This is a genomic window from Methylocystis parvus (assembly GCF_049675845.1).
Taxonomy (GTDB): domain Bacteria; phylum Pseudomonadota; class Alphaproteobacteria; order Rhizobiales; family Beijerinckiaceae; genus Methylocystis; species Methylocystis parvus_A.
Map to the genome: position 1 here is coordinate 943,780 of NZ_CP187161.1, position 19,812 is coordinate 963,591.

Genomic DNA, 19,812 nt, shown 5'->3' on the forward strand with positions numbered 1-19,812 from the left:
CGTGAATGAAAAGCTTGGCTCTCGCGGCGATCCTGGTTCCGGCGCTTCTTTCGCCGGCCTTCGCGCAAGGGGTCGGATGGGTCGGCGCAACCTGGCTGGTCGAGGACATTGGCGGGCGCGGCGTGATCGACAATGCGCAGACGACGCTACGCATCGACGCGGACGGAAAGGTCTCCGGTTCGACCGGCTGCAACCGCTATTTCGGCAAGGCGATCCTCGACGGCGCAACGTTGCGCTTCGGGCCGTTGGCGACGACCTACCGCGCCTGCCCGCCCGCCCTGGCGGATCAGGAACGCAAATTTCTTGCTGCGCTCAAGGAAGCCCGCACGGCGCGCCGCGACGCCATGGGGCGCTTACAAATCCTGACGGGAAAAGGAAAAGCGCTGCTGACGCTCACGAGGATGTAGGGGCTCCGCCGGGGAGGAGCGAGAGCCGACCGAACCTAGATCCTGCTCCCCTCGCCGCCCGGCGTCACGCAGCGCCAGCGCGTGACTTGCACATTCGGATGATCGCCCGACCATTGGGCGATATACGGCATGGCCTGCATCATGCAGTTCCGGGTCGAGCCGGTGGCGGATTCGAGCATGAGCTTGCGCTCGTCGCAGGCCGCCGGCTGGGAAAGCGTGCAGACCGTGAGGATCAATTCCACGAAAATCATGGCAGACACCCCTTGCGTAAACGCCGCCGGAGTCCGGCGGCGCTTGATATGAAGCAAGGGTAATGCCGGTCAGGCGGGCGTCAATATCTCGCCTTTGCCATAGACCGCCGTATCGCCGCCAAAGCGCTGCAGCCGGCCCGAAAGAAGGGCGGAGGCGGCGGGGCTGTCCGATTTCAGGCCGCGCGCGAAAAAGCCCGCGAAAGCAAGGATATGCGGGCCGCAATCCATATAGGTCGGGCCAAAATCCTTGCGCTTGGCCAGAACCAGAGAGCCGCGCTTGTTGAGATAGCCGACGCGGCCGGCGGTCTCGCCCAGGACAATGATCGTCCCGGCGATGATGCGCGAGCCCAGATCTTCGCCGGCGTCGCCCTCGATGATCAGAATGCCGCGGCGCAGCCGATCACCCGCCCGCGCGCCGGCCTTGCCGCGCACGACGACGCGGCCGCCGGACATGCCGGCAAGCTCGCCCGCGAGCGGCGCGGCGAGGAAGTCGCCCACATCGCCCTTGATCTCGATATGCGCGCCTTCATTGCCGGACGCCGCATAGGCGCCGGCGTTGCCGGAGACGGTGATACTGCCGCCCTTGGCGAGGCGGCCGACCTGCAGGCCGACATCGCCTTCGACATGGATCGAGAACTCGGGAAGAAGCTTCGCGCCGACGAGGTCGAAGCGCGAGGAGCCGCCTTCGTAGCGGAGCGTCTTGAGGTCGCCGGACGCGATCTTGAACACGTCGCCGACCCTGGTCGAAGCGCGGGTCGTGCCGATCTCGATCTTCTCGATATCGGCGACAGACTTGCCGGCGAGCCGGTCGGGCGTGAGCGCCGAGAGGTCGACGCGCTGCGGCGGTTCCTGGCGGAGCGTGAAGGTGAAGGAACTCACGGCAGCAAATCCTTCAGATGATAGTGGAACGGGCCGAGCTTGCCGCCGTAATTGCCGGCGCCGACGCGCTTTGCGCCCTTCTCCGGGCCCATGTCGATGATGGCCTTGAGGCCCGCCCGCATGGCGACGCGCACCGCCTCGTCGGTGAGGCCGTCAATGACGATCTCCAGCGTGCAGCCGATATCGTCCTCCAGCGCGGTCTTGGTGACGCCCTTCAGCGTCGGGCAATAGGCGTCGTTGGTCGAGGCGCTCATGCCCTTGTACTGCGAGCCGACCTTGGAGCCCGACCGGACGATGCCGCCCGGGAACGGCATGATGGCGTCCGGCACGGCGTTGATCGCCTCGACGCCGGCCTCGGTGGCGCGCATGGTGGACTCCCAATCGGAGCCCATGACCAGCAGATTGCCGCCGCCAACGCATTTCTTGAGCACGCCGACCTGGCTTTCGACGAAGAATTCGCCGTCCATGACCGGCACGCGCCAGAAGCGGCGGCCATCGATCGCCTTCGACATCTGCCACTTGTCGCCGAACTGGCGCATCGAGTCGCCGACCTTGATCTTCAGATCGCCGTCGAAAGCCGAATAGAGCGCGGTGCCGGGGCAGGTGAGGATGCACTGGCCGACGCGGTTGACGAGCGCCTTTTCCGCGCCCTTCGCCGAGAAGGCGAAGAACAGCATGCGCACGCCGGGACGGCCGTCGGGCGTCTCGTCTTCCGAAAGCTCACGGTCGACGCCCGCCTCGCAGTCGCAGCCGATAACCGAGGTGGCGTAGCCAGTCGCCGTCGCGGCGGCCTGATTGGCCCATTTGCGCGTCGGCGCGGTGACGATCAGCCCCGTCGCGGCCATGGGGAACGCTTCGGCGAAACTCTCGTCGATGCGCACGCCGTTGCGAATTATTCCTTGCATGCAACCTCCGCAAAGGCGTCCTTGTTCGGCAGAGCGGCGTCGGGCACATCGAAGATGCCGCGCGGCAGGCCGTAAAGCTCCTCGTAATAAGCGTCGAGACGCTTGTTGATGTTGGTGTCGAAGCGCGGGCTGATATGCAGCGTCTTCCCGCGCTTGTAATGCGACACCTCGCCGTCCTTCACCACGAGATCGCCGTCCTTGTAGACGTAAGCCGCCTTGCGGAACATGCCGGCGACATCGCGATTCTTCTTGTAGACCGCGATGTCGGCGATGGCGCCCGGCTCCAGCGTGCCGCGGTCCGTAAAGCCGAAGAGCTTCGCGGCGCCGGAGCGGCTCATCTGCGCGATCTCGTAATAATTATATTCGCGCCGGATAGATTTCAGCGTGGTGTGCTCCAACGCCTCGGCCGGCAGGCGCGAACACATCTCGTCGCGCAACTCGGCGCTCATCAACAGCGCGAAAAGCTCCGGATAGGCGGTAAAGGGGCCGCCATTCGGGTGGTCGGTGGTGAAATAGACCTGCTCGGATCGTCGATGAGCAGGAACAATTCGAGCCCCGCCGCCCACTGCACGGCGTTGTAGTAGTTCGAGATCTTGTAGGCGTAAGGCACGATGCCGCCGCCATTGGCGTCGCCGTCGAAGATCGCGCCCTTCTTCGGGCTGCCGCCCGGCATGCTGTTGAACTGCTTCAGCACGTCGGAGGAGATCGTCACGGTCTGCGAGAACATCACCTGCCCGACGTCGACCGTGATGTTGGGGTTGGCGTTGATCTTATCCGCGAAAGCCGCGGCGGCTGAGGAGAAGGCGTGCTGGCCGTCCTTGCCATAGGCGTAGAACTGCACATGCGCGAGATGCATCGGCAGGCCCTGCGCCGCGTCGATTGTGTCGAGCGCGGTCTGAATGTTGCCGGCGATGCCGAGATTGTTCATGTGCAAATGCAGCGGATGGTGGATGCCCACCGCCTGCGTCGCCTTTTGCAGCGTCTGGAATATCTGGCGCGAGGTGAGGCCGTAGAAAGGCACCTCGTCGTCGAGCCCGAAGGCGCGCATGTTCTCCTTGAAGGCCTCGCAGCCGCCCGGATTGATGCACTTCAGGCCGAGCGAACGCGTGCCGCTCACGGTCTGCGCGACATAATCGTTGATCGCGCTTTCCGACTCGCCCGCGCGGATCTGGCGCAGCAGGAAGTCGTCATTGCCGAGTACCGTCAGCGCGCCCTTGTCGATGATCGGCACGTCGTTGAGTTCGTAATGCGTCTGAAGCGAGTGATGGGGCGCCATCGCCGGTTCGACGACCGTCGTGAAGCCCATCTGCGCATAGAGACGCCCCGTCTCGTAGGTCGACCATTTGGCCGTCGAGAGCGGCGTATTGGCGAGGCGCGCGCGAATGCGCGCGATGCAGCTCGGGCAGCAGCAGGCGCGCCGTGTTCACATTGCCGCCGGCGATGTGCGAATGGATGTCGATCGCGCCCGCCATGACGACATGGCCGGAGCAGTCGATCTCCTGATCGGCCTTGCGGCCGCCGGCCGGCGGCGCGACGATGCGGCCGTCCTGGAACCAGACGTCGCCAACGCTGTCCTTGCCCGTCGCCGGATCGACGACATGGCCGCCACGCAAAACTGTCAGCAAGGCGCGACCTCCGAAACATGCGCCATGATGGCGTCTATGACTTCCGCGACGGTCGGCGCGTCGGACGGCGTCGCAGCCGTACGCAGCGTCATGCCGCCCGTCTCCTGGGCCATGAGCACGGCGTCATGGGTGACGCCGGGCTGGCCGACTTCGATGTAAAGACCACGCGCAGGCGCGGCGCCGGCCGGGGCCAGCGTGATGAGCGGAATGTCGCCGCGCGACCAGGACGGCGCCTCTCCGTCGAAGGCCGATATCCAAAGCGCCGCGTCGGCCTCGCCGCTGTCGACGAGGCGGTTCGCTTCGAAGCGCCAGGGATCGTGCTCGGGATAGCCGCGGCCAAAGCCCGTGCGCGGCGGGAAGCCCGTCATCCAGCCGGCCACCTGCGTCACGCCCGAAGCGCCCGCGCGGCCGCCGATGTGGATGCCGGTGAACCGCGTCGTGACATTGAGCTCGGTGACAAGCGCCTGCATCATCTCGACGGTCAGCGCGTCGAGGCCGACCGAAGCAGCCCAGATGAAGCAGCCGAACTTGGCGTTTTTCAGCGTCTCGGCGACGCCGTCGACGAGCTGGAGCTTGGCCGCGTCGATCTTGGCCGGATTCACGCGGCGGCCGCCGACGCGGGCGCGCCACACGGCGAGAACGCCGGGGATTTCCTGCAAGGTCGCCGGGATCACCGTCGCGCCCGGGACGGCTTTCGCCTCGCTGGCGTCGGGCCCGACCCAGATCACCTTTCGCGGCTGGCCGGCATGCGCGCCGTGACGCGGAGCCTCGCCGAGCGCAAGGCGCTCCAGCATGCCAGGCCACTGCTTGGTCAGGCCCGGGCCGACGAGAATCACCACGTCGGCGCGCACGCGCGCCTCGTTGGCGGTCGTGGTGAACATGCCGAAGGAGCGCTTCACGTCGAGATCGACCAGCAGATCGCGCGAGGCGAGATGGTCGAAAGCGCCGCGCAGACGCTCAGCCAGAAGAATCGCCGCTCGGGCGCCGGGAACGTCGGCGCCCAGCCCCGCGACGAGAGGAAATTTGGCGCCGCTCAAAATGCTCGCCGCCTGCTTATAGGCGTCTTCGAGCGCAATCGCTTTGCCGTCGAGCGAAGCCTTGCTCATCCGCTTCCTGCCCCGTCCCGCTTGTTGGCGGTGGTTGATTGCCGCGCGCCATAAGAATCCGCGCGGGCCAGAGTCGCCCTCTTAATGGTCTCAGCCGAAGGAAAACTCTAGGGTTTTTGCTTGACGCGCTTCCGGCCTCTTCGCCGGAAGGCGCGCTATGCCTAGCAGCCGTCACGCCCCATGTCGAGACGCCTGCGCGTCGCATCCACGGGGGCGTGCAGGATTCGGGCGGCGACGATTGCTGCGGGTCGAGGCTTCGCCGCTCAGTCGACGGCGACGATGACGTCGGAAGATTTGACGATGGCCTTTACTTTGGAGCCAACCGCCAACCCGAGATCGTCGACGGACTCGTTCGTGATTGAGGCGGTCACGGTCAGTCCGTTCACGTCGATGAGAACGTGCGCTGTCGTCGTTCCCTTCTTTACTTCCTTCACGACGCCGTCGAAGGCGTTGCGGGCGGATATTTTCATGTCTTTCTCCTCCGATCTGAGCGCTTCGACACTCAAAGCGCTATGTAAGCTCAGCTCCGAGCGCAGCCGCGGCAAGCCCAAATTTCAGGCGCCCGCATTCAAATCGCCGCCGCTCCTCTCTCCTCCAACCGCACGTTGAGCTCTGCCTGTTTCAGGCGAACGGCCTCGACGACGGCCCGGGCGATCTGCGCCCCGCGTTCGTCCACTCCCGTCCAGCAGGCCTCCCGCCCGCGCGGGTCGATCTCTATGAGCTTGGCGCCGGCGAAGGCCGTGGAGCCGTCTCGCGCGATTCCGCGCAACACGCCGTCGATCGGCGAAGCGATCACCGCCCCGCCGAGCCGGCCGATCACCACGCCGCGATAGACCCGCGCGCCGATGTCCAGGGCCGTATGCCAGGGGCCGTCGCGGTCCGCATAGACGAAGCGCTCGGCGCCCACGCCGCCGAGTGGCCGGGGCGTCCTGTCGCCAGCCTCCGTCTCGCCGCGCTCGACGATGCGCGCGACATCCGACGGGCGTGTCTCGACGGCTATGTCGCAATTCCGTCCGACGGCAAAGTTGGGACCGAGGCCGACGGTCACCCGTGCAATGCGCCGCCAGTCGGGGGTCACTTGGTATTTTTGCATGCGGGCGTCCACGAGGACGTCGGGCATGCGGAGTGGAATCAGCTCGCTGAGGGACAGGGGCGTCACGCCGATCTCTCGCGCGGAGTCGAGCGCGCGGGCGATTTCCGCGCCGGTCTCGACCCTTCTGCCAGCCACGCCCGCCAGCACGATCGTCTCGCCGAACAGCGAATCATGGAAAGCCATTCCACGCCGGATCACCGGCGGGAACGGGTCGTGGGAGAGCAGGCAGGCGTAGCCGTCGGCGTGAAGCGCAAGGGCGGCGGCCGAGGCGATCTCATTTGTCCCAAGGATCAGGGCGGTGGCCGCCCTTTGCTGGCGCGCGCGGCTCATAGGATGGCTGCCTTTCCATGTCGTCACGCGCTATATAAAGCAAATTCCGAACCAGAGCCCGCGATGCTGGAAATGATTGAACACAGCGGATTGTCGACGCGCCCAGCGTGCCACGCGCATGTTCGTCTTGTCGGGAAGCCGACGCCCGCGCGACGGGCGCCGCTCCGCTTTCCCCCCGAAAGAGGGGCGGTGGGGCCAATTGCACGCCCCTGCCGATCATGATAATGGTCTCGCCGAGCTTGAACCTGCCCCCATCGCCCGGCCCAAGAAGCCGGGAAACAAGAGCAGGACACAGCCGCCGAAGTTCCAAACGGAGGAAATGACAATGGCTTGGACCACCCCTGTGATCGTCGAAGTTTGCGTGGGCATGGAAGTCACCGCCTACTCGTCGGCTGAAATCTAAGATTTCGCACGAGTTCCGCCGCCCGTCGGCGGATTGCTCAGCAAAAAATCGAGCCAGTAGGATTGGCGCCGCGAGATGCTGGCGTTTCTTACTTGGCTCGATTTTTTTTGCCTAATTCTGGGCTCCCCGTCATTGCGAGCCTGCTTCCGTCGTCGGGCATGCCCGGCGTCGGCGATGCGAAGCAATCCAGAGCGGCGTCGCCCCTCAGCCTTGTTTCGCCGCAGCGTTCCTTGCGATGACGGCTCCCTCATACAGGGGCGACGATGCGCTTTCCGACACTCCTCGTTTCGCTGACGGCCGCGATTCTCTCGAACTCCGCACGTGCGGAGCCGATCGACGCCAAGAAGCTGCTCGACGCCGCGCAGCAATCGTTTCAGCCGCTGGCGCCAACGCCTCTTGCGAAGGATTCGCTGCAAGCCGTGCGCGCCGAGCTCGGCCGCCGGCTGTTTTTCGAGAATCGCGTCTCGATGGACGGCAATGTGAGCTGCTCGCACTGCCACCTCCCGGATAAGCAGGCGAGCGACGGCCTGCCCAAGGCAATCGGCGTGTTCGGCAAGGAGAACCCGCGCAACGCGCCCTCGATTTTCAACGCCGCCCTCAATTTCAAGCAGCATTGGCGCGGCGATCGCGAATCGCTGGAGGAACAGGCCGAAAAATCCCTCCTCGGCCCCGCGAGCTTCGGCAATCCCGATCAGGCGAGCGCCATGGGCAAGCTCAAGGCGATTCCCGCCTATGCGGGAGCCTTCGCCAAGGCGTTTCCCGACGACAAGGATCCCATCAATCCCAAGAACTGGGGAACCGCCGTCGCGGCATTTGAATGGACGTTGCTGACTCCCTCGAAATTCGACGCCTTCCTTTCCGGCGACGCCAACGCCCTCTCGCCGCAGGAGGCGGCGGGCTTGAGCAAGTTCATCGATACGGGCTGCGCCACCTGCCATAACGGCGCGGGCGTCGGCGGCAATTCCTTCCAGAAATTCGGCGTGACCGGCGATTACTGGAAGGAAACGGGGTCAAAGACGCCCGACAAGGGGCGCGCGGACGTCACGAAGGACGACGCCGACCTTTACGTCTTCAAGGTTCCGAGCCTTCGGAACGCCGCCAAGACCGCGCCCTATTTCCACGACGGCTCGGTCGAGGATCTGGCCAGGGCCGTGAAGATCATGGGCAAGGTTCAGCTCGGCAAGACGCTGTCCGACAAGGATGCGGCGGATATTGTCGCGTTTCTTGGGAGCCTGACGGGGGCCGTGCCCGCGAATTACTCGGCGCCGGAGCCTTATCCGGACGCAGGGGCGAAGTAGAGCGGCCGCTCGGGCCCCCCTCTCCCCGCGCGCGGGGAGAGGGACACGGCCTGCGCTCGGCAACCTCACGCCAGCTTCTGCTCCAGCGCGATCTTCATCAGCTCCATTGGCGTGCGGGCGCCGAGCTTGCGTTTCATGATCGAGCAGCTATTCGCGATGGTCTTGTAGGAGACTTGCGTGGCTTCAGCGATCTCGGCCATGCCGAGGCCCGCGCCCAGCATGCGTAGAATCTCGAGCTCCCGCCCTGTGAGCGCCGAGAGGGGGCTCACCGCGGAGCCGCTTTTCTCGAAAGCGAGCTGGTTGGCGATCTTCGGCATGAGAAACACGCCCCCCTCGGCCACTTCGCGCACCGCCTTCAGCAGCAGATAGGGATCGTCGTTCTTCGTCACATAGCCTTTCGCGCCCGCTTCGATCGCGCGCGCAGCGAAGATCGGGTCGTCATTCATGCTGAAGACGACGATGCGCGCGGCGGGATCGCTTTCGAGAATGCGCCGGGTCAACTCCAGGCCGGAGAGACCCGGCATGGCGATGTCGACGACGGTCACGTCCGGCTTTTGAGCAAGGAAGGCGGCGAGGCCCGTCTCGGCGTCGCGCGCGTCGGCGACCTCGATGTCGCCCTCTCCCGCCAGCATCGCTGAACATCCGGCGACGATGATCGGATGGTCGTCGACAATCAGAACCCGCATCTCTTCTCCGTTCACGCGCTTGCCGCTCGCGTCACATGCGAGCGATCAGCAGCCGCCATAGATTGACCAGAAGCGGCGCCGTCGTCAAAGTCGCCGCTTCTCCGAAAGGAATTCCCGGCCATGCTTCAAAGTCTGTCCCTGCGCGCGCGCCTGTCGCTGCTGCTCGGCGGCGTGCTCGCGGCGGGCCTGGTTTTCGGCGTCTCGCTGCTGAGCCTGCATGCCGGGGCGCGCGTCAACGCCGAGGTGGAAGCAGCCGCGTCACTGGCGCGCGATCTCGTCCAGGCCACGCTGCCCCGGCTCGCGACCTCCGCAAATCCGCAGGCGGAGCTCGCCGGAGTGCTCGAAGACGCGAAGCGCTTGCGCCATGTGCGCGTCTTCGTCGTGGGCAAGGCCACGCCAGCCGAGGACAGCGACAAGCGCGCGCCGGAATGGTTCAGCGCGCTCGTTTTCCGAGCCCCGGCGCCGACGCGCTTCGACACGCCCCTCGGCGCGATCGACATCACCGCCAGCGCGGCTGATGAAATCGCGGAAATCTGGGAGGAGATCGTCTGGCTCGGCATCGGCGCGGCGGCCGTCGCTGTCATCGCCTTCGCGCTCGTCTCATATGCGGTGTCGCGCACGCTGCGCCCCATCGGCGCCTTGTCGGACGGCCTGCGCCGCCTCGAACAGGGCGATCACGCCGTGCGCGTCGCGGCCAACGGTCCGCCGGAATTCGTCGTCATCGGCGAACGCATCAACGCGCTCGCCTCGACGCTGGAGCGGCTCGACGACGAGAACCACCAGCTCATGCGCCGCATGATCCATGTGCAGGACGAAGAGCGGCGCGATATCGCACGCGACCTGCACGACGAGATCGGCCCGTTTCTCTTCACCGTGCGCGCGGGCGTCGGCGCCTTGGCGCGCAAGTCGAAGGCTCCCGGCGCCGAGCCGGCGCGGCTGGCGGAAGATTGCGAGAAGATCGACGCGCAGATCGCCGCGCTCCAACAGGTGAACCGCGGCATTCTCGGCCGCCTCCGCCCCGCCGCGCTGGAGGAAATGGGACTCGCCGACGCCATTGAAGCGCTGGCGCGCGGCTGGCGGGAGACGCGAGCCGACGTGGAGATCATGCTTTCGCTGGACGGCGCGCGCGGCGCAATGGACGAGGTGACGGCGCTCACGGCCTATCGCGTGGCGCAGGAAGGCCTGACCAACGCCTTCCGGCATTCGGGCGCCGAGCGAATTGACGTCATTGTAGCGCGCGACCCCGATACGCTGCGCATCGAGGTGAATGACGACGGCGCGGGCCTGCCGGAGGCGCGAAATGGCGGTCTCGGACTGCGCGGCATGGCCGAAAGAGTCGGCGCTCTGGGCGGAAAGCTGGTCCTGTCGAACCGCCCGGAAGGCGGGACGCGCCTCGTTGCGACGCTGCGCCTCGGGACAAGTTCCCAAGTATAGAGGGAAGTCGGGAGATTTTCCCGACGCCAATAGGACGACGTCCCCATAAAGCCGTTATTTTTCAGAAGTGTAGCGAGGGCGCCACAGGCGAGGATTATTGCCGTGAAAGCGTTTTCCGGGCAGGACGGCCGGGCTTCGCCGACGTTATAACGCTGCTCGACGGGACACAAATTCATCAGGCCATAGTATGACCTTCGACAAGCACGTTTCTTCTATTGCGATCGGCGCCGCGCTCATCTCCAGCGGCGCTTTCGCGCAGCAGTCGCTCCCGACGATCGAAGTGGGCGGCGCGCCCCTTCGCGCGACCTCGCGCCCGGCGCCCGCCGCGGAAAACGCGCCCTCCCGCGCGCCCGCGCCCCGCGCCGCTTCGCGCCAGTCGCCGGGCCAACCGGCCCAGCCGGCTGCGGGCGTCGCCCAGGCCGGGCCGGCCGTTTCGCCTGTCGTCGTGAAATACGCCGTGCCCTCGGCGACCTATACGCTCGACGCCAAGGAGCTGCAGAACACCCGCGCCTTCGATCTCGTCAACAACCTCCTGCGTCAGGCACCAGGCGTCGACGTCACCGACGTCAATGGCAACCCCCTGCAGCCGCAGGTCAATTTCCGCGGCTTCGCGGCCTCGCCGGTCGCCGGCACCCCGCAGGGCCTCGCCGTCTATCAGAACGGCATCCGCATCAACGAGGCCTGGGGCGACAACGTCTATTGGGACATGATCCCCAATATCGCGATCGACCGGTCGACCATCGTCACCGGCAATCCGCTGTTCGGCCTCAACGCCATCGGCGGCGCCGTCGTGCTCGACATGAAGAACGGCTTCACCTATCAGGGCTTCGAGATCGACGGGCGCGGCGGAAGCTTCAGCCGCCGTCAGGGCGCCATGCAATATGGCGTGCAGAAGGGCGACTTCGCCGCCTATCTCGCCCTCGAGGCCCTGGGCGACAAGGGCTATCGCCAATTCTCCGGCACGAACATCAAGCGCCTTTACGGCGACATAGGCTGGCGCAACGCCGAGGGGCTCGAGGTGCACGCCAATGTGACGCTCGCGGGCAACAAGTCGGGCGCCTCCGGTCCGGCGCCGGTCAACCTGGCGGCCATCGACGAGAGCGCAGTCTATACGACGCCGCAGACTCTCAAGAACACCCTTTCCATGTTCGACCTCAACGGCGTCTATACGCCGACGCCGAGCTGGAAGCTCTTCGGCGACGTGCATTATCGCGCCTTCGATCAGGCGCGCGTGGACGGCAATACGACCGAGTTCGAATGCGAGCCGGGCGAGCCCGTCTGCGAGAACGACAACGGCGACGAAACCACGATCCCGAATTATTTCGATGGTCAGGCTCCGCTCGGCGCCATTGACCGGACCTGGACGCGCTCGCGCACCGTCGGCGGCACCGTTCAGGTGACGAATGACGACCGCTATTTCGGCTTCCACAACAAGATCACCGTCGGCGCCAGCATCGACAAGGGCTGGTCGGGCTTCCAGGCCAACCAGGAACTTGGAATCATTCAGCCCAATCTCGTCGTCGGCGGCATCGGCCATATCACCGAGGAGCAGGCGAGCGGCATCGCCAGCGTCAATGTTCGCGCCTCCAACACCTATCTTGGCGTCTATGCGCTCGACACGCTCGACGTGACCGACCGGCTGAAAGTGACGGCGGGCGCGCGGTTCAACCGCGCGGGCATCGCGCTCTATGATCTGCGCGGCTCGGCGCTCAATGGCGCGGATGTCTATACGCGCATCAATCCGGTGGCGGGCGCCACTTACGAGGTGCTGCCGAATACTTTCGCCTACGGCAGCTACTCCGAGGCCAATCGCGCGCCGACGCCGCTGGAGCTCGGCTGCGCCGATCCGGCCCGCCCCTGCCTCATCGACACCTTCCTCGTGGCCGACCCGCCGCTCAAGCAGGTCGAATCCAACACGACCGAGTTCGGCCTGCGCGGCAATGTCGAAATGCCGACGATCTTCCCCAACGCCGGCGGCTATCTACCGGGCCAGCTCACCTGGAGCGCAGGAGTCTATCGAACCAACAGCTTCAACGACATCCTCGCCGTTCCCAGCACGATCAACGGCCGCGGCTATTTCACCAACGCGGGTTCGACGCGGCGCGAGGGCGTCGAAGTATCGCTCCGCTACACGGACGAGCGGCTCCAGGCTTACGCCAATTACACCATGGTCAACGCCACCTTCCGTTCGACCTTCGCGTTGGGCGCTCCCGACAACCCGCTGGCCCAGCTCTATGGGACGGGCTACATCGTTGTGACGCCGGGCGCCAATCTGTCCTCAGTCGCGCCGCATCGCTTCAAGGCGGGCGCCGACTACGCCGTGACGCCGCAATGGCGCGTGGGCGCCGACTTCCACTACGCCGCAGGCGGCTTCCTGTTTGGCGATGAGATCAACATTGGCGGCCGCTTGCCGTCCTATGGCGTGCTGAACCTGCGCACTTCCTATCAGATCACGCCCAATATTCAGGTCTATGGACTGCTGGAAAACGTCACCAATACGCGCACCCGCAGCTTCGGCTCCTGGTTCGACACGGGCGACATTTCCTTCCTGACCTTCAACAATCCGCGCATGGTTTCGCTCGGCCCGCCGATCGGCGCCTTCGGCGGCATAAAGGTGACATACTGACCTCGACCAACTGGCGGCCCTCCGGGGCCGCCTTTTTTGTCGTGGCCCGCGCGCTGGCAATACGGGAAGAGAGCCCATATATCTCGGGCGTTCTTCCCGATTCAGGAGGCTGACATGAAGAAGTTGTTTTTCGCCGTCGTCGTTTCGGCGGCCGCGCTGGCGGTTGTCCCCATTTCCCCCGCGCTCGCCAAGAAAGCGTCGCCCGTCGCAACCCTCGACACCGACAACGACTCGACTGTCGATCTCAACGAGATCAAGAAATCCGCGGAAGAGCTTTTCGCCAAACTGGAGAAGGACAGCGACGGCACGATCGAGCCCAAAGAGCTTCAGGGCCGCCTGTCGAAGAAAGAGTTCAAGGCCGCCGACCCCGACAATGACGGCACGCTGGACAAGAACGAATTCCTCGCCGTCGTCGAGAGCCTCTTCAAGGCAGCCGACCCGGATAATGACGGAACGCTCGACGAAAAGGAATTCGCCTCCAAGCAGGGCAAGGCGCTGCTGCGCGTGACCCGCTAAGCCGGCTGTCCAATCGGGCGCGCGGGGTTTCTCGACTTGATCCCGCGCGCCAAAGCGGCCATTTAGAAGGCCATGAAACGCCTCGCCGCCGCTTGCTTTCTATTACTCTCCGTCGCCCCGGCCGCGGCCGATGCGCTGAACGTCAAGGTTGGCGTGCTGCGCGAACCGCATTCGACCGAAACGCTCTCCATTCTGGACATTCCCGCCGCCGACGACACGCTCGCGGGCGCGCTTCTCGGCGTCGCCGACAACAATACGACCGGCAAGTTCACCAATCAGTCATTCGAAGCGATCGACGAGAAGCTTGAAGAAGGCGCGGATGTCGCTGCATCCGTCGACGCGCTCGTTGAAAAGGGCGCGTTGTTCATTATCGCCGATCTCTCGCCAGACCGACTGCTCGCGGCGAGCGAACGCGCCAAGGCGAAGGGGGCGATACTCTTCAACGCCTCGGCGCCGGACGAGCGGCTGCGCGAGGAAGACTGCCGCGCCAACGTCATCCATGTGGCCCCGTCGCGCGCGATGTTGGCCGACGGTCTTGCGCAATATCTCGTCTGGAAGCAGTGGCGCAAATGGCTGCTGATCAAGGGCTCGCACGATAAAGACGAGTTGCTCGCGCAAGCCTATCGCCGCGCGGCGAAGAAGTTCGGCGCCAAGATCGTCGAAGAACGCGTCTATGAAGATACAGGCAGCGGACGGCGCAGCGACTCCGGCTCCGTGCAGACGCAGCGGCAGATGCCCGTGATGACTCAAAATGCGCCAGCCTATGACGCGCTCGTCGCCGTCGACGAGAGCGACGTGTTCGCGGGCTATCTCCCCTATCGCACATGGGACCCGCGCCCCGTCGCCGGCTCGGCCGGACTCTATCCCACCAGTTGGGACCCCGCGCATGAGCAGTGGGGCGCGCATCAATTGCAGAACCGCTTCATGGCGGCCTTTCGCCGACTGATGAATGCGCGCGACAACAACGCCTGGCTCGCCATGCGCATGATCGGCGAAGCGACGACGCGCACCAATTCCAACGCGCCCGACAAGTTGCGCGACTTCATGCTCGGCAAGGATTTCTCCATCGCCGCGTTCAAGGGCGTGCGCCTCACGCTGCGTCCGTGGAACCAGCAATTGCGCCAGCCCATCCTTCTCTCCGACGGCCGCATGACCGTCTCCGTCTCGCCGCAGGAAGGCTTCCTGCATCAGGTGAGCGAACTCGACACGCTGGGTCCGGATCAGCCCGAAACGAAGTGCAGGTTGAAATGAATAAGTCTGTTCTGACCTTGCTGCTGTCGACGGCGCTCGCCTCCCCCGCTTGCGCCTACACGGCCTATATCAGCAACGAAAAAGGCAACTCGATCACCGTCATCGACACCGACAAGCTGGAAGCTGTCGCGACGGTGAAAGTTGGCCGCCGCCCGCGCGGCATCGAGCTGAACAAGGAAGGCACCGAGCTTTACATCTGCGCCGGCGACGACGACGCCATTCAGGTGCTCGACACCAAGACCTTGAAGCTAACCGGCAAGCTGCCCTCCGGCCCGGACCCCGAGTTGCTCGCGCTCTCCCCGGACGGCAAGACGATCTACGTCTCCAACGAGAACGACAATCTCGTCACGCTGATCGACGTGAAGCGCGAAGGTCAGATCGGCGACATTCCGGTCGGCGTCGAGCCCGAAGGCATGGCGGTGAGCCCGACGGCAAAGACTGCTCGTCAACACGTCGGAAACGACGAACATGGCGCATTTCATCGACACGCAGACCAAGCAGATCGTCGCGAATATACTCGTCGATGCGCGACCGCGTTTTGCCGAATTCAAGAAGGACGGCTCCGAGCTTTGGGTGTCCTCCGAAGTCGGCGGCACCGTCGCGGTTATCGATCCGATCAAGAAGGAATTGAAGCAGAAGATCAGCTTCGAGATTCCCGGAATGTCGAAAGAGGCGATCCAGCCCATCGGCATTTCCATCACCAAGGACGGCAAGCGCGCCTTCGTTGCGCTCGGCCCGGCGAACCGCGTCGCTGTCTCGACGCCGAGACGAAGAAGATCGAGAAATATCTCCTCGTCGGTCAGCGCGTCTGGCATCTCGCCTTCACGCCCGACGAGAAATATCTGCTGACCGCGAATGGCGTGTCGAACGATATCTCGGTGATCGACGCTGCGAATCTCAAGGTTGTGAAGTCGATTCCCGTGGGTTCTTTCCCGTGGGGCGTCGTGGTGGCGCCGAAATGAACGATGCGGCGAACCGAATTCCCTCTCCCCGTGCAAGCGGGGAGAGGGTTAGGGTGACGGGCAACGCCGCATCGACGCGCCTTTTTCCCGCGCAGCGTCCGCTATTCCGCTCGCCCCTCACCCCAGCCCTCTCCCCGCAAGCGGGGAGAGGGGGCGTGGCCTGCAACCAAGCAGTCGCCTCATGACCGACGCTCTCTCCATCCGCGGCCTCTCCCACTCTTACGGACAGCGTAAGGCGCTGGACGACGTGTCCTTAACCGTCGCGCCCGGCAGCTTCACCGTGCTGCTCGGCCTCAACGGCGCCGGCAAGAGCACGCTGTTCTCGCTCGTCACGCGCCTTTACGCGGCGCGTAACGGCGAGATCGACATCTTCGGCGCGAATGTCATGCGTGAGCCGGGCGCGGCGCTGCGACGGCTCGGCGTCGTCTTTCAGGCCCGCACGCTCGATCTCGAATTGAGCCTGATGCAGAACCTGCTCTATCACGCCGCGCTGCATGGCATCGGGCCGCTGGAGGCGCGCCGCCTCGGGCTAGAAGCGCTCGCGCGCGCCGGGCTGGGGGAACGCGCCAACGACAAGGCCCGCGCGCTTTCGGGCGGCCAGATGAGACGCGTCGAAATCGCCCGCGCGCTGCTGCACGCGCCGAAGCTGCTCCTCCTCGACGAGCCGACCGTCGGCCTCGACATCAAGGCGCGCGCCGATCTCCTCGCCCATGTGCGCGGCCTCGTGCGCGACGAGGGGCTCGGCGTATTGTGGACCACGCATTTGATCGACGAGATTTCGGACGACGATCAGGTGGTGATCCTGCATCACGGCAAGGTGCTGGCGATGGGCCGCGCGGCGGACATTGTGACGCAAAACGGCGCGGTGGATATCGGGGCGGCGTTTTCGAAGATCACCGGCGTCGGGGGAGAGAAGCTTTCGGCATGACCGCTACGAACGATCTTTCCCAAACTGGCTTCACGGCGCGCCAATACGCCATCTGCCTCATGGGCGTCGTCTGGCGCGAGGGGCTACGCTTTCTGCATCAGCGCGAGCGCTTCATCTCCGCGCTCGTGCGGCCGCTCGTCTGGCTCTTCATCTTCGCGGCGGGCTTCCGGCAGGTGCTCGGCATCTCGATCATCCCGCCCTACGAGACCTACATCCTCTACGAGGTCTACATCGCGCCGGGCCTCATGGCGATGATCCAGCTCTTCAACGGCATGCAGTCCTCGCTCTCCATGGTCTATGACCGCGAGATGGGGAACATGCGCACCCTGCTCGTATCGCCCTTCCCGCGCGGTTCCTGCTCGGCGCGAAGCTCTTCGCGGGCGTCGCGGTGTCGATCCTGCAGGTCTACGCCTTCCTCTTCATCGCTTATTTCTGGGAGATCGAGCCGCCGACGAGATGGGGCTATCTCACCGTGCTGCCGGCGCTGGCGCTGGGCGGGCTGATGCTCGGCGCGCTCGGCATGCTGCTCTCGTCGCTCATCAAGCAGCTCGAGAATTTCGCGGGCGTGATGAACTTCGTCATCTTCCCGATGTTCTTCGCCTCCTCCGCGCTCTATCCGCTCTGGCGCGTGAAGGAGTCGAGCCCGTGGCTCTATTACGTCTGCTCGGTGAACCCGTTCACCCACGCCGTCGAGCTGATCCGCTTCGCCTTCTATCAGCAGGTAGAATGGGTCTCGCTGCTCGCTGTCGCGGGCTACACGACCGCATTCCTCGTCGCGGCGATCATCGCATACGACCCGGCGCGGGGGATGCTGATGCGGAAGGGCGGATAAATGCGGGACTGGGACGCGGCGGGCTATCAGCGTCACGCCGCCTTCGTGCCGCAGCTCGGCGCACCGCTCCTCGACCTGCTGGCGCCTGTGGAAGGGGAGCGGATACTCGATCTCGGTTGCGGCGACGGCGCTCTGACGTTGCAGATTGCCCAAAGCGGCGCCTCTGTCGTTGGCGTGGACGCTTCGCCACAGATGGTCCAGGCCGCCCGCGCCAGAGGGCTCGACGCGCATATCTCCGACGGCGCCGCGCTCAACTTCGATCAGGAATTCGACGCGGTCTTTTCCAACGCCGCTCTGCATTGGATGCGTGACGCGGACGCCGTCATCGACGGCGTGCGCGGCGCGCTCAAACCCGGCGGCCGCTTCGTGGCCGAGTTCGGCGGCCATGGCAATGTCGCCGCGATCAGCGTCGCCTTGCTCGCGACGGTGAGAAAATACGGCGCGAACGCCGAGGACGTCCTGCCCTGGTATTTCCCGACCCCGGACGATTATCGCCAGCGTCTCGAAGCGTTCGGCTTCAGGGTCTTGGAAATTGGGCTCATACCGCGCCCGACCCCCTTGCCGACGGACATGGGCGGTTGGCTGGACGTGTTCGCGTCAGGCGTTTTCGCGACCCTCGCGGCGGACAAGCGTCGCTCCGCCCGCGACGAAGCAATCGATCTCTTGCGGCCAGTGCTGTGCGACGAGCAAGGAAACTGGACGGTGGACTATGTCCGCCTGCGCGTCCTCGCCCGGCTGTAGCGGGCCGGCGCCCTATTTTTTCTTGGTCTTCGCCGCCGCTTCCTCGGCCGCCGCAGCTTCCGCATAGCCTTCGGGCAGCTTCACGCCGCCAGCGAGCTGGGCGCCGAGTACGATGGTGCGGGCCTCGGTCAGGCGCAGGGCGCAATAGCCGAAGTCCGATTCCTTCGCGTAATTGCGGCAGACTTCCTCGCGCCAGGAGGAGAAGCCCGCCTGCTCCTTCACAACGAAATTGCGCACCAGCTTGTCTTTGCTGTTGCGCTGGTAGAGCTCGCGGAAATCGGCGCGCACATTCTTCTCGACCTTGGCGCGGGCGCCGAGCATTTCCTCGGCCTTCTTCGGGTCGAACTCGCTTTCGGCCATGCCCCAGAGGCCGCTGGGGTCGGCGCGGCAATCCGCGACCTTGATCTCGCAGGCCTTGCCCTCATTCGTCACGAGGACGGCGCCGTCGAGCACGTCGAGCGTGAAGGGACAGGCCGGGAAATTGATCTGATAGCGCCGCAGGCCCGAGCCGCTGTTTTGCGGCGTCAGCTTAAGCGGCATGCCGGCGACGTCGACGCGGCATTCCTCGCCGGAACGCGACAGGCGGTCGCCCGAGAGGGTAAGTTTCGCGACCTGAAGTTCCGTTCCGGCCCGCGAAAATTCGATGGCGCTGCCAGCGCCGTCGAGCTTCAGCGTCTTGCCGACGATCGTGTCTTCGGAGGGCGCCTTGGGCATCACGATCGGGCCGCGCGCCGCGCCCATTTCGCCGCTGCTGACTTTTTTCTTCGGTTTCGGCGTCGGAGAGGTCACTGTCCCCTCCGGGGTCGGCGCAACCGCGCCCGGCAGCGCAAGCTGAGCCTTAACAGGCGCAGCGGCGCATAGCAGCGCGGCCGACATCGCCCCGGCGGCCGCCCGAGTTAAATTTGTCCAGGACGGCGCAGTCGACATCGGCAAGCCCAACCCCTTCCGAGCCCGCCGGCGGCGTCCGACGAGCAGAGCGCCTTATCTCGGCGCCAGAACCATCACCATTTGCCGGCCTTCCATGGACGGCTCAAGCTCGACCTTAGCAACAGTCGCGGTCTCCGTCTTCACCCGAGTCATGAGTCGGTAGCCGATATCCTGGTGGGCGATTTCGCGGCCGCGGAAGCGAAGCGTCACCTTGACCTTGTCGCCTTCCTCGAAAAAGCGCTGGACCGCCTTCATCTTCACGCCGTAGTCGTGCTCATCGATGCCGGGGCGCAGCTTGATTTCCTTGACCTCGACCACCTTCTGCTTCTTGCGGGCCTCGGCGGCCTTCTTCTGCTCGGCGAAGCGGAAGCGACCGTAGTCCAGGATCTTGCAGACGGGGGGAACCGAGTTCGGCGCGATCTCGACAAGATCGAGCCCGGCCTGTTCGGCGATGTTCAGCGCGTCCAGCAATTGGACGACGCCGTGATTCTTGCCTTCGGAATCGATCAATTGCACTTCACGCGCGCGAATCTCTCGGTTGGTGCGCGGGCCTTCCTTTTGCGGCGCCGCGGTGCTCTTCATTGGCCTGCGAATGGATCATTCTCCTTTGCG

General features: G+C 65.0%; 18 protein-coding genes and 3 pseudogenes. 11 read left to right on the plus strand and 10 right to left on the minus strand.

All coding sequences use genetic code 11. The annotated features are described in order from the left end of the window. The first annotated feature begins 5 nt into the window (after positions 1 to 5). On the plus strand, positions 6 to 407 hold the full coding sequence (locus ACPFMJ_RS05095) for an META domain-containing protein (RefSeq protein WP_424362767.1): 402 nt from the start codon (positions 6 to 8) through the stop codon (positions 405 to 407). Positions 408 to 442: 35 nt separating this feature from the next. On the opposite strand, the gene ACPFMJ_RS05100 is transcribed toward ACPFMJ_RS05095, so the two are convergent. From ACPFMJ_RS05100 to ACPFMJ_RS05130, 7 genes and pseudogenes are all read right to left on the minus strand, one after another. Beyond that, on the minus strand, positions 443 to 658 hold the full coding sequence (locus ACPFMJ_RS05100; protein WP_424362768.1) for a hypothetical protein: 216 nt from the start codon (positions 656 to 658) through the stop codon (positions 443 to 445). A 69-nt stretch (positions 659 to 727) separates the two neighbouring features. Then, positions 728 to 1,537, minus strand: coding sequence for a formylmethanofuran dehydrogenase subunit C (locus tag ACPFMJ_RS05105; protein WP_424362770.1), 810 nt, complete (start codon positions 1,535 to 1,537; stop codon positions 728 to 730). Then, positions 1,534 to 2,442 (minus strand): formylmethanofuran--tetrahydromethanopterin N-formyltransferase, encoded by a 909-nt coding sequence (gene fhcD, locus ACPFMJ_RS05110; protein ID WP_424362771.1) that lies wholly within the window; start codon positions 2,440 to 2,442, stop codon positions 1,534 to 1,536. Before fhcD ends, ACPFMJ_RS05105 begins: the two co-directional genes overlap by 4 nt. Continuing rightward, a pseudogene (locus ACPFMJ_RS05115) lies at positions 2,430 to 4,067 on the minus strand (formylmethanofuran dehydrogenase subunit A). Before ACPFMJ_RS05115 ends, fhcD begins: the two are co-directional and overlap by 13 nt. Next, a complete protein-coding gene (locus ACPFMJ_RS05120) occupies positions 4,061 to 5,173 on the minus strand; it encodes a formylmethanofuran dehydrogenase (protein ID WP_424362772.1) in 1,113 nt (370 codons plus the stop codon). The pseudogene ACPFMJ_RS05115 and the gene ACPFMJ_RS05120 overlap by 7 nt, the downstream one beginning before the upstream one ends. A gap of 263 nt (positions 5,174 to 5,436) precedes the next feature. After that, positions 5,437 to 5,643, minus strand: a complete 207-nt coding sequence (locus ACPFMJ_RS05125) for a TOBE domain-containing protein (protein ID WP_424362774.1) — start codon at positions 5,641 to 5,643, stop codon at positions 5,437 to 5,439. Positions 5,644 to 5,741: 98 nt separating this feature from the next. After that, a complete protein-coding gene (locus ACPFMJ_RS05130) occupies positions 5,742 to 6,596 on the minus strand; it encodes a xanthine dehydrogenase (protein ID WP_424362775.1) in 855 nt (284 codons plus the stop codon). 325 nt (positions 6,597 to 6,921) lie between these two features. Between ACPFMJ_RS05130 and pqqA the strand changes: the two genes are divergently transcribed. Both pqqA and ACPFMJ_RS05140 read left to right on the plus strand, forming a co-directional pair. Beyond that, positions 6,922 to 6,999 (plus strand): pyrroloquinoline quinone precursor peptide PqqA, encoded by a 78-nt coding sequence (gene pqqA, locus ACPFMJ_RS05135; protein WP_154420341.1) that lies wholly within the window; start codon positions 6,922 to 6,924, stop codon positions 6,997 to 6,999. Positions 7,000 to 7,262: 263 nt separating this feature from the next. Continuing rightward, a complete protein-coding gene (locus tag ACPFMJ_RS05140) occupies positions 7,263 to 8,297 on the plus strand; it encodes a cytochrome-c peroxidase (protein ID WP_424362776.1) in 1,035 nt (344 codons plus the stop codon). Between the two features lie 65 nt (positions 8,298 to 8,362). Here the strand turns inward: ACPFMJ_RS05140 and ACPFMJ_RS05145 are convergent, their stop codons facing one another. After that, entirely contained in the window at positions 8,363 to 8,983 is a 621-nt protein-coding gene (locus ACPFMJ_RS05145; RefSeq protein ID WP_424362777.1) for a response regulator transcription factor, read from the minus strand. A 120-nt stretch (positions 8,984 to 9,103) separates the two neighbouring features. On the opposite strand from ACPFMJ_RS05145, the gene ACPFMJ_RS05150 reads away from it, so the two are divergent. The 8 genes and pseudogenes from ACPFMJ_RS05150 (at position 9,104) to ACPFMJ_RS05185 (ending at position 18,273) form a co-directional block, all read left to right on the plus strand. Beyond that, complete coding sequence (locus ACPFMJ_RS05150) at positions 9,104 to 10,417, plus strand: ATP-binding protein (RefSeq protein ID WP_424362778.1); 1,314 nt, start codon at positions 9,104 to 9,106, stop codon at positions 10,415 to 10,417. 187 nt (positions 10,418 to 10,604) lie between these two features. Further along, positions 10,605 to 13,043, plus strand: a complete 2,439-nt coding sequence (locus ACPFMJ_RS05155; RefSeq protein WP_424362779.1) for a TonB-dependent receptor domain-containing protein — start codon at positions 10,605 to 10,607, stop codon at positions 13,041 to 13,043. A 114-nt stretch (positions 13,044 to 13,157) separates the two neighbouring features. Continuing rightward, positions 13,158 to 13,559: an EF-hand domain-containing protein gene (locus ACPFMJ_RS05160; protein ID WP_424362780.1), complete on the plus strand. Its 402-nt coding sequence runs from the start codon at positions 13,158 to 13,160 to the stop codon at positions 13,557 to 13,559. Between the two features lie 72 nt (positions 13,560 to 13,631). Beyond that, complete coding sequence (locus tag ACPFMJ_RS05165; RefSeq protein WP_424362781.1) at positions 13,632 to 14,810, plus strand: ABC transporter substrate-binding protein; 1,179 nt, start codon at positions 13,632 to 13,634, stop codon at positions 14,808 to 14,810. Continuing rightward, positions 14,807 to 15,772: pseudogene (locus ACPFMJ_RS05170) on the plus strand (YVTN family beta-propeller repeat protein). The gene ACPFMJ_RS05165 and the pseudogene ACPFMJ_RS05170 overlap by 4 nt, the downstream one beginning before the upstream one ends. 181 nt (positions 15,773 to 15,953) lie before the next feature. Then, positions 15,954 to 16,700, plus strand: a complete 747-nt coding sequence (locus ACPFMJ_RS05175) for an ABC transporter ATP-binding protein (protein ID WP_424362782.1) — start codon at positions 15,954 to 15,956, stop codon at positions 16,698 to 16,700. Next, positions 16,697 to 17,532 (plus strand): annotated as a pseudogene (locus tag ACPFMJ_RS05180) (ABC transporter permease). Before ACPFMJ_RS05175 ends, ACPFMJ_RS05180 begins: the two are co-directional and overlap by 4 nt. Beyond that, the gene (locus ACPFMJ_RS05185) at positions 17,533 to 18,273 is read left to right on the plus strand and encodes a class I SAM-dependent methyltransferase (RefSeq protein WP_424362783.1); all 741 of its coding nucleotides are present in this window, start codon (positions 17,533 to 17,535) and stop codon (positions 18,271 to 18,273) included. A 12-nt stretch (positions 18,274 to 18,285) separates the two neighbouring features. Here ACPFMJ_RS05185 and ACPFMJ_RS05190 read toward each other — a convergent pair whose 3' ends face one another. Both ACPFMJ_RS05190 and infC read right to left on the minus strand, forming a co-directional pair. Beyond that, the gene (locus tag ACPFMJ_RS05190; protein WP_424362784.1) at positions 18,286 to 19,062 is read right to left on the minus strand and encodes a hypothetical protein; all 777 of its coding nucleotides are present in this window, start codon (positions 19,060 to 19,062) and stop codon (positions 18,286 to 18,288) included. Between the two features lie 192 nt (positions 19,063 to 19,254). Next, on the minus strand, positions 19,255 to 19,782 hold the full coding sequence (infC, locus tag ACPFMJ_RS05195; RefSeq protein WP_424362785.1) for a translation initiation factor IF-3: 528 nt from the start codon (positions 19,780 to 19,782) through the stop codon (positions 19,255 to 19,257). Between the last annotated feature and the right edge of the window lie 30 nt (positions 19,783 to 19,812).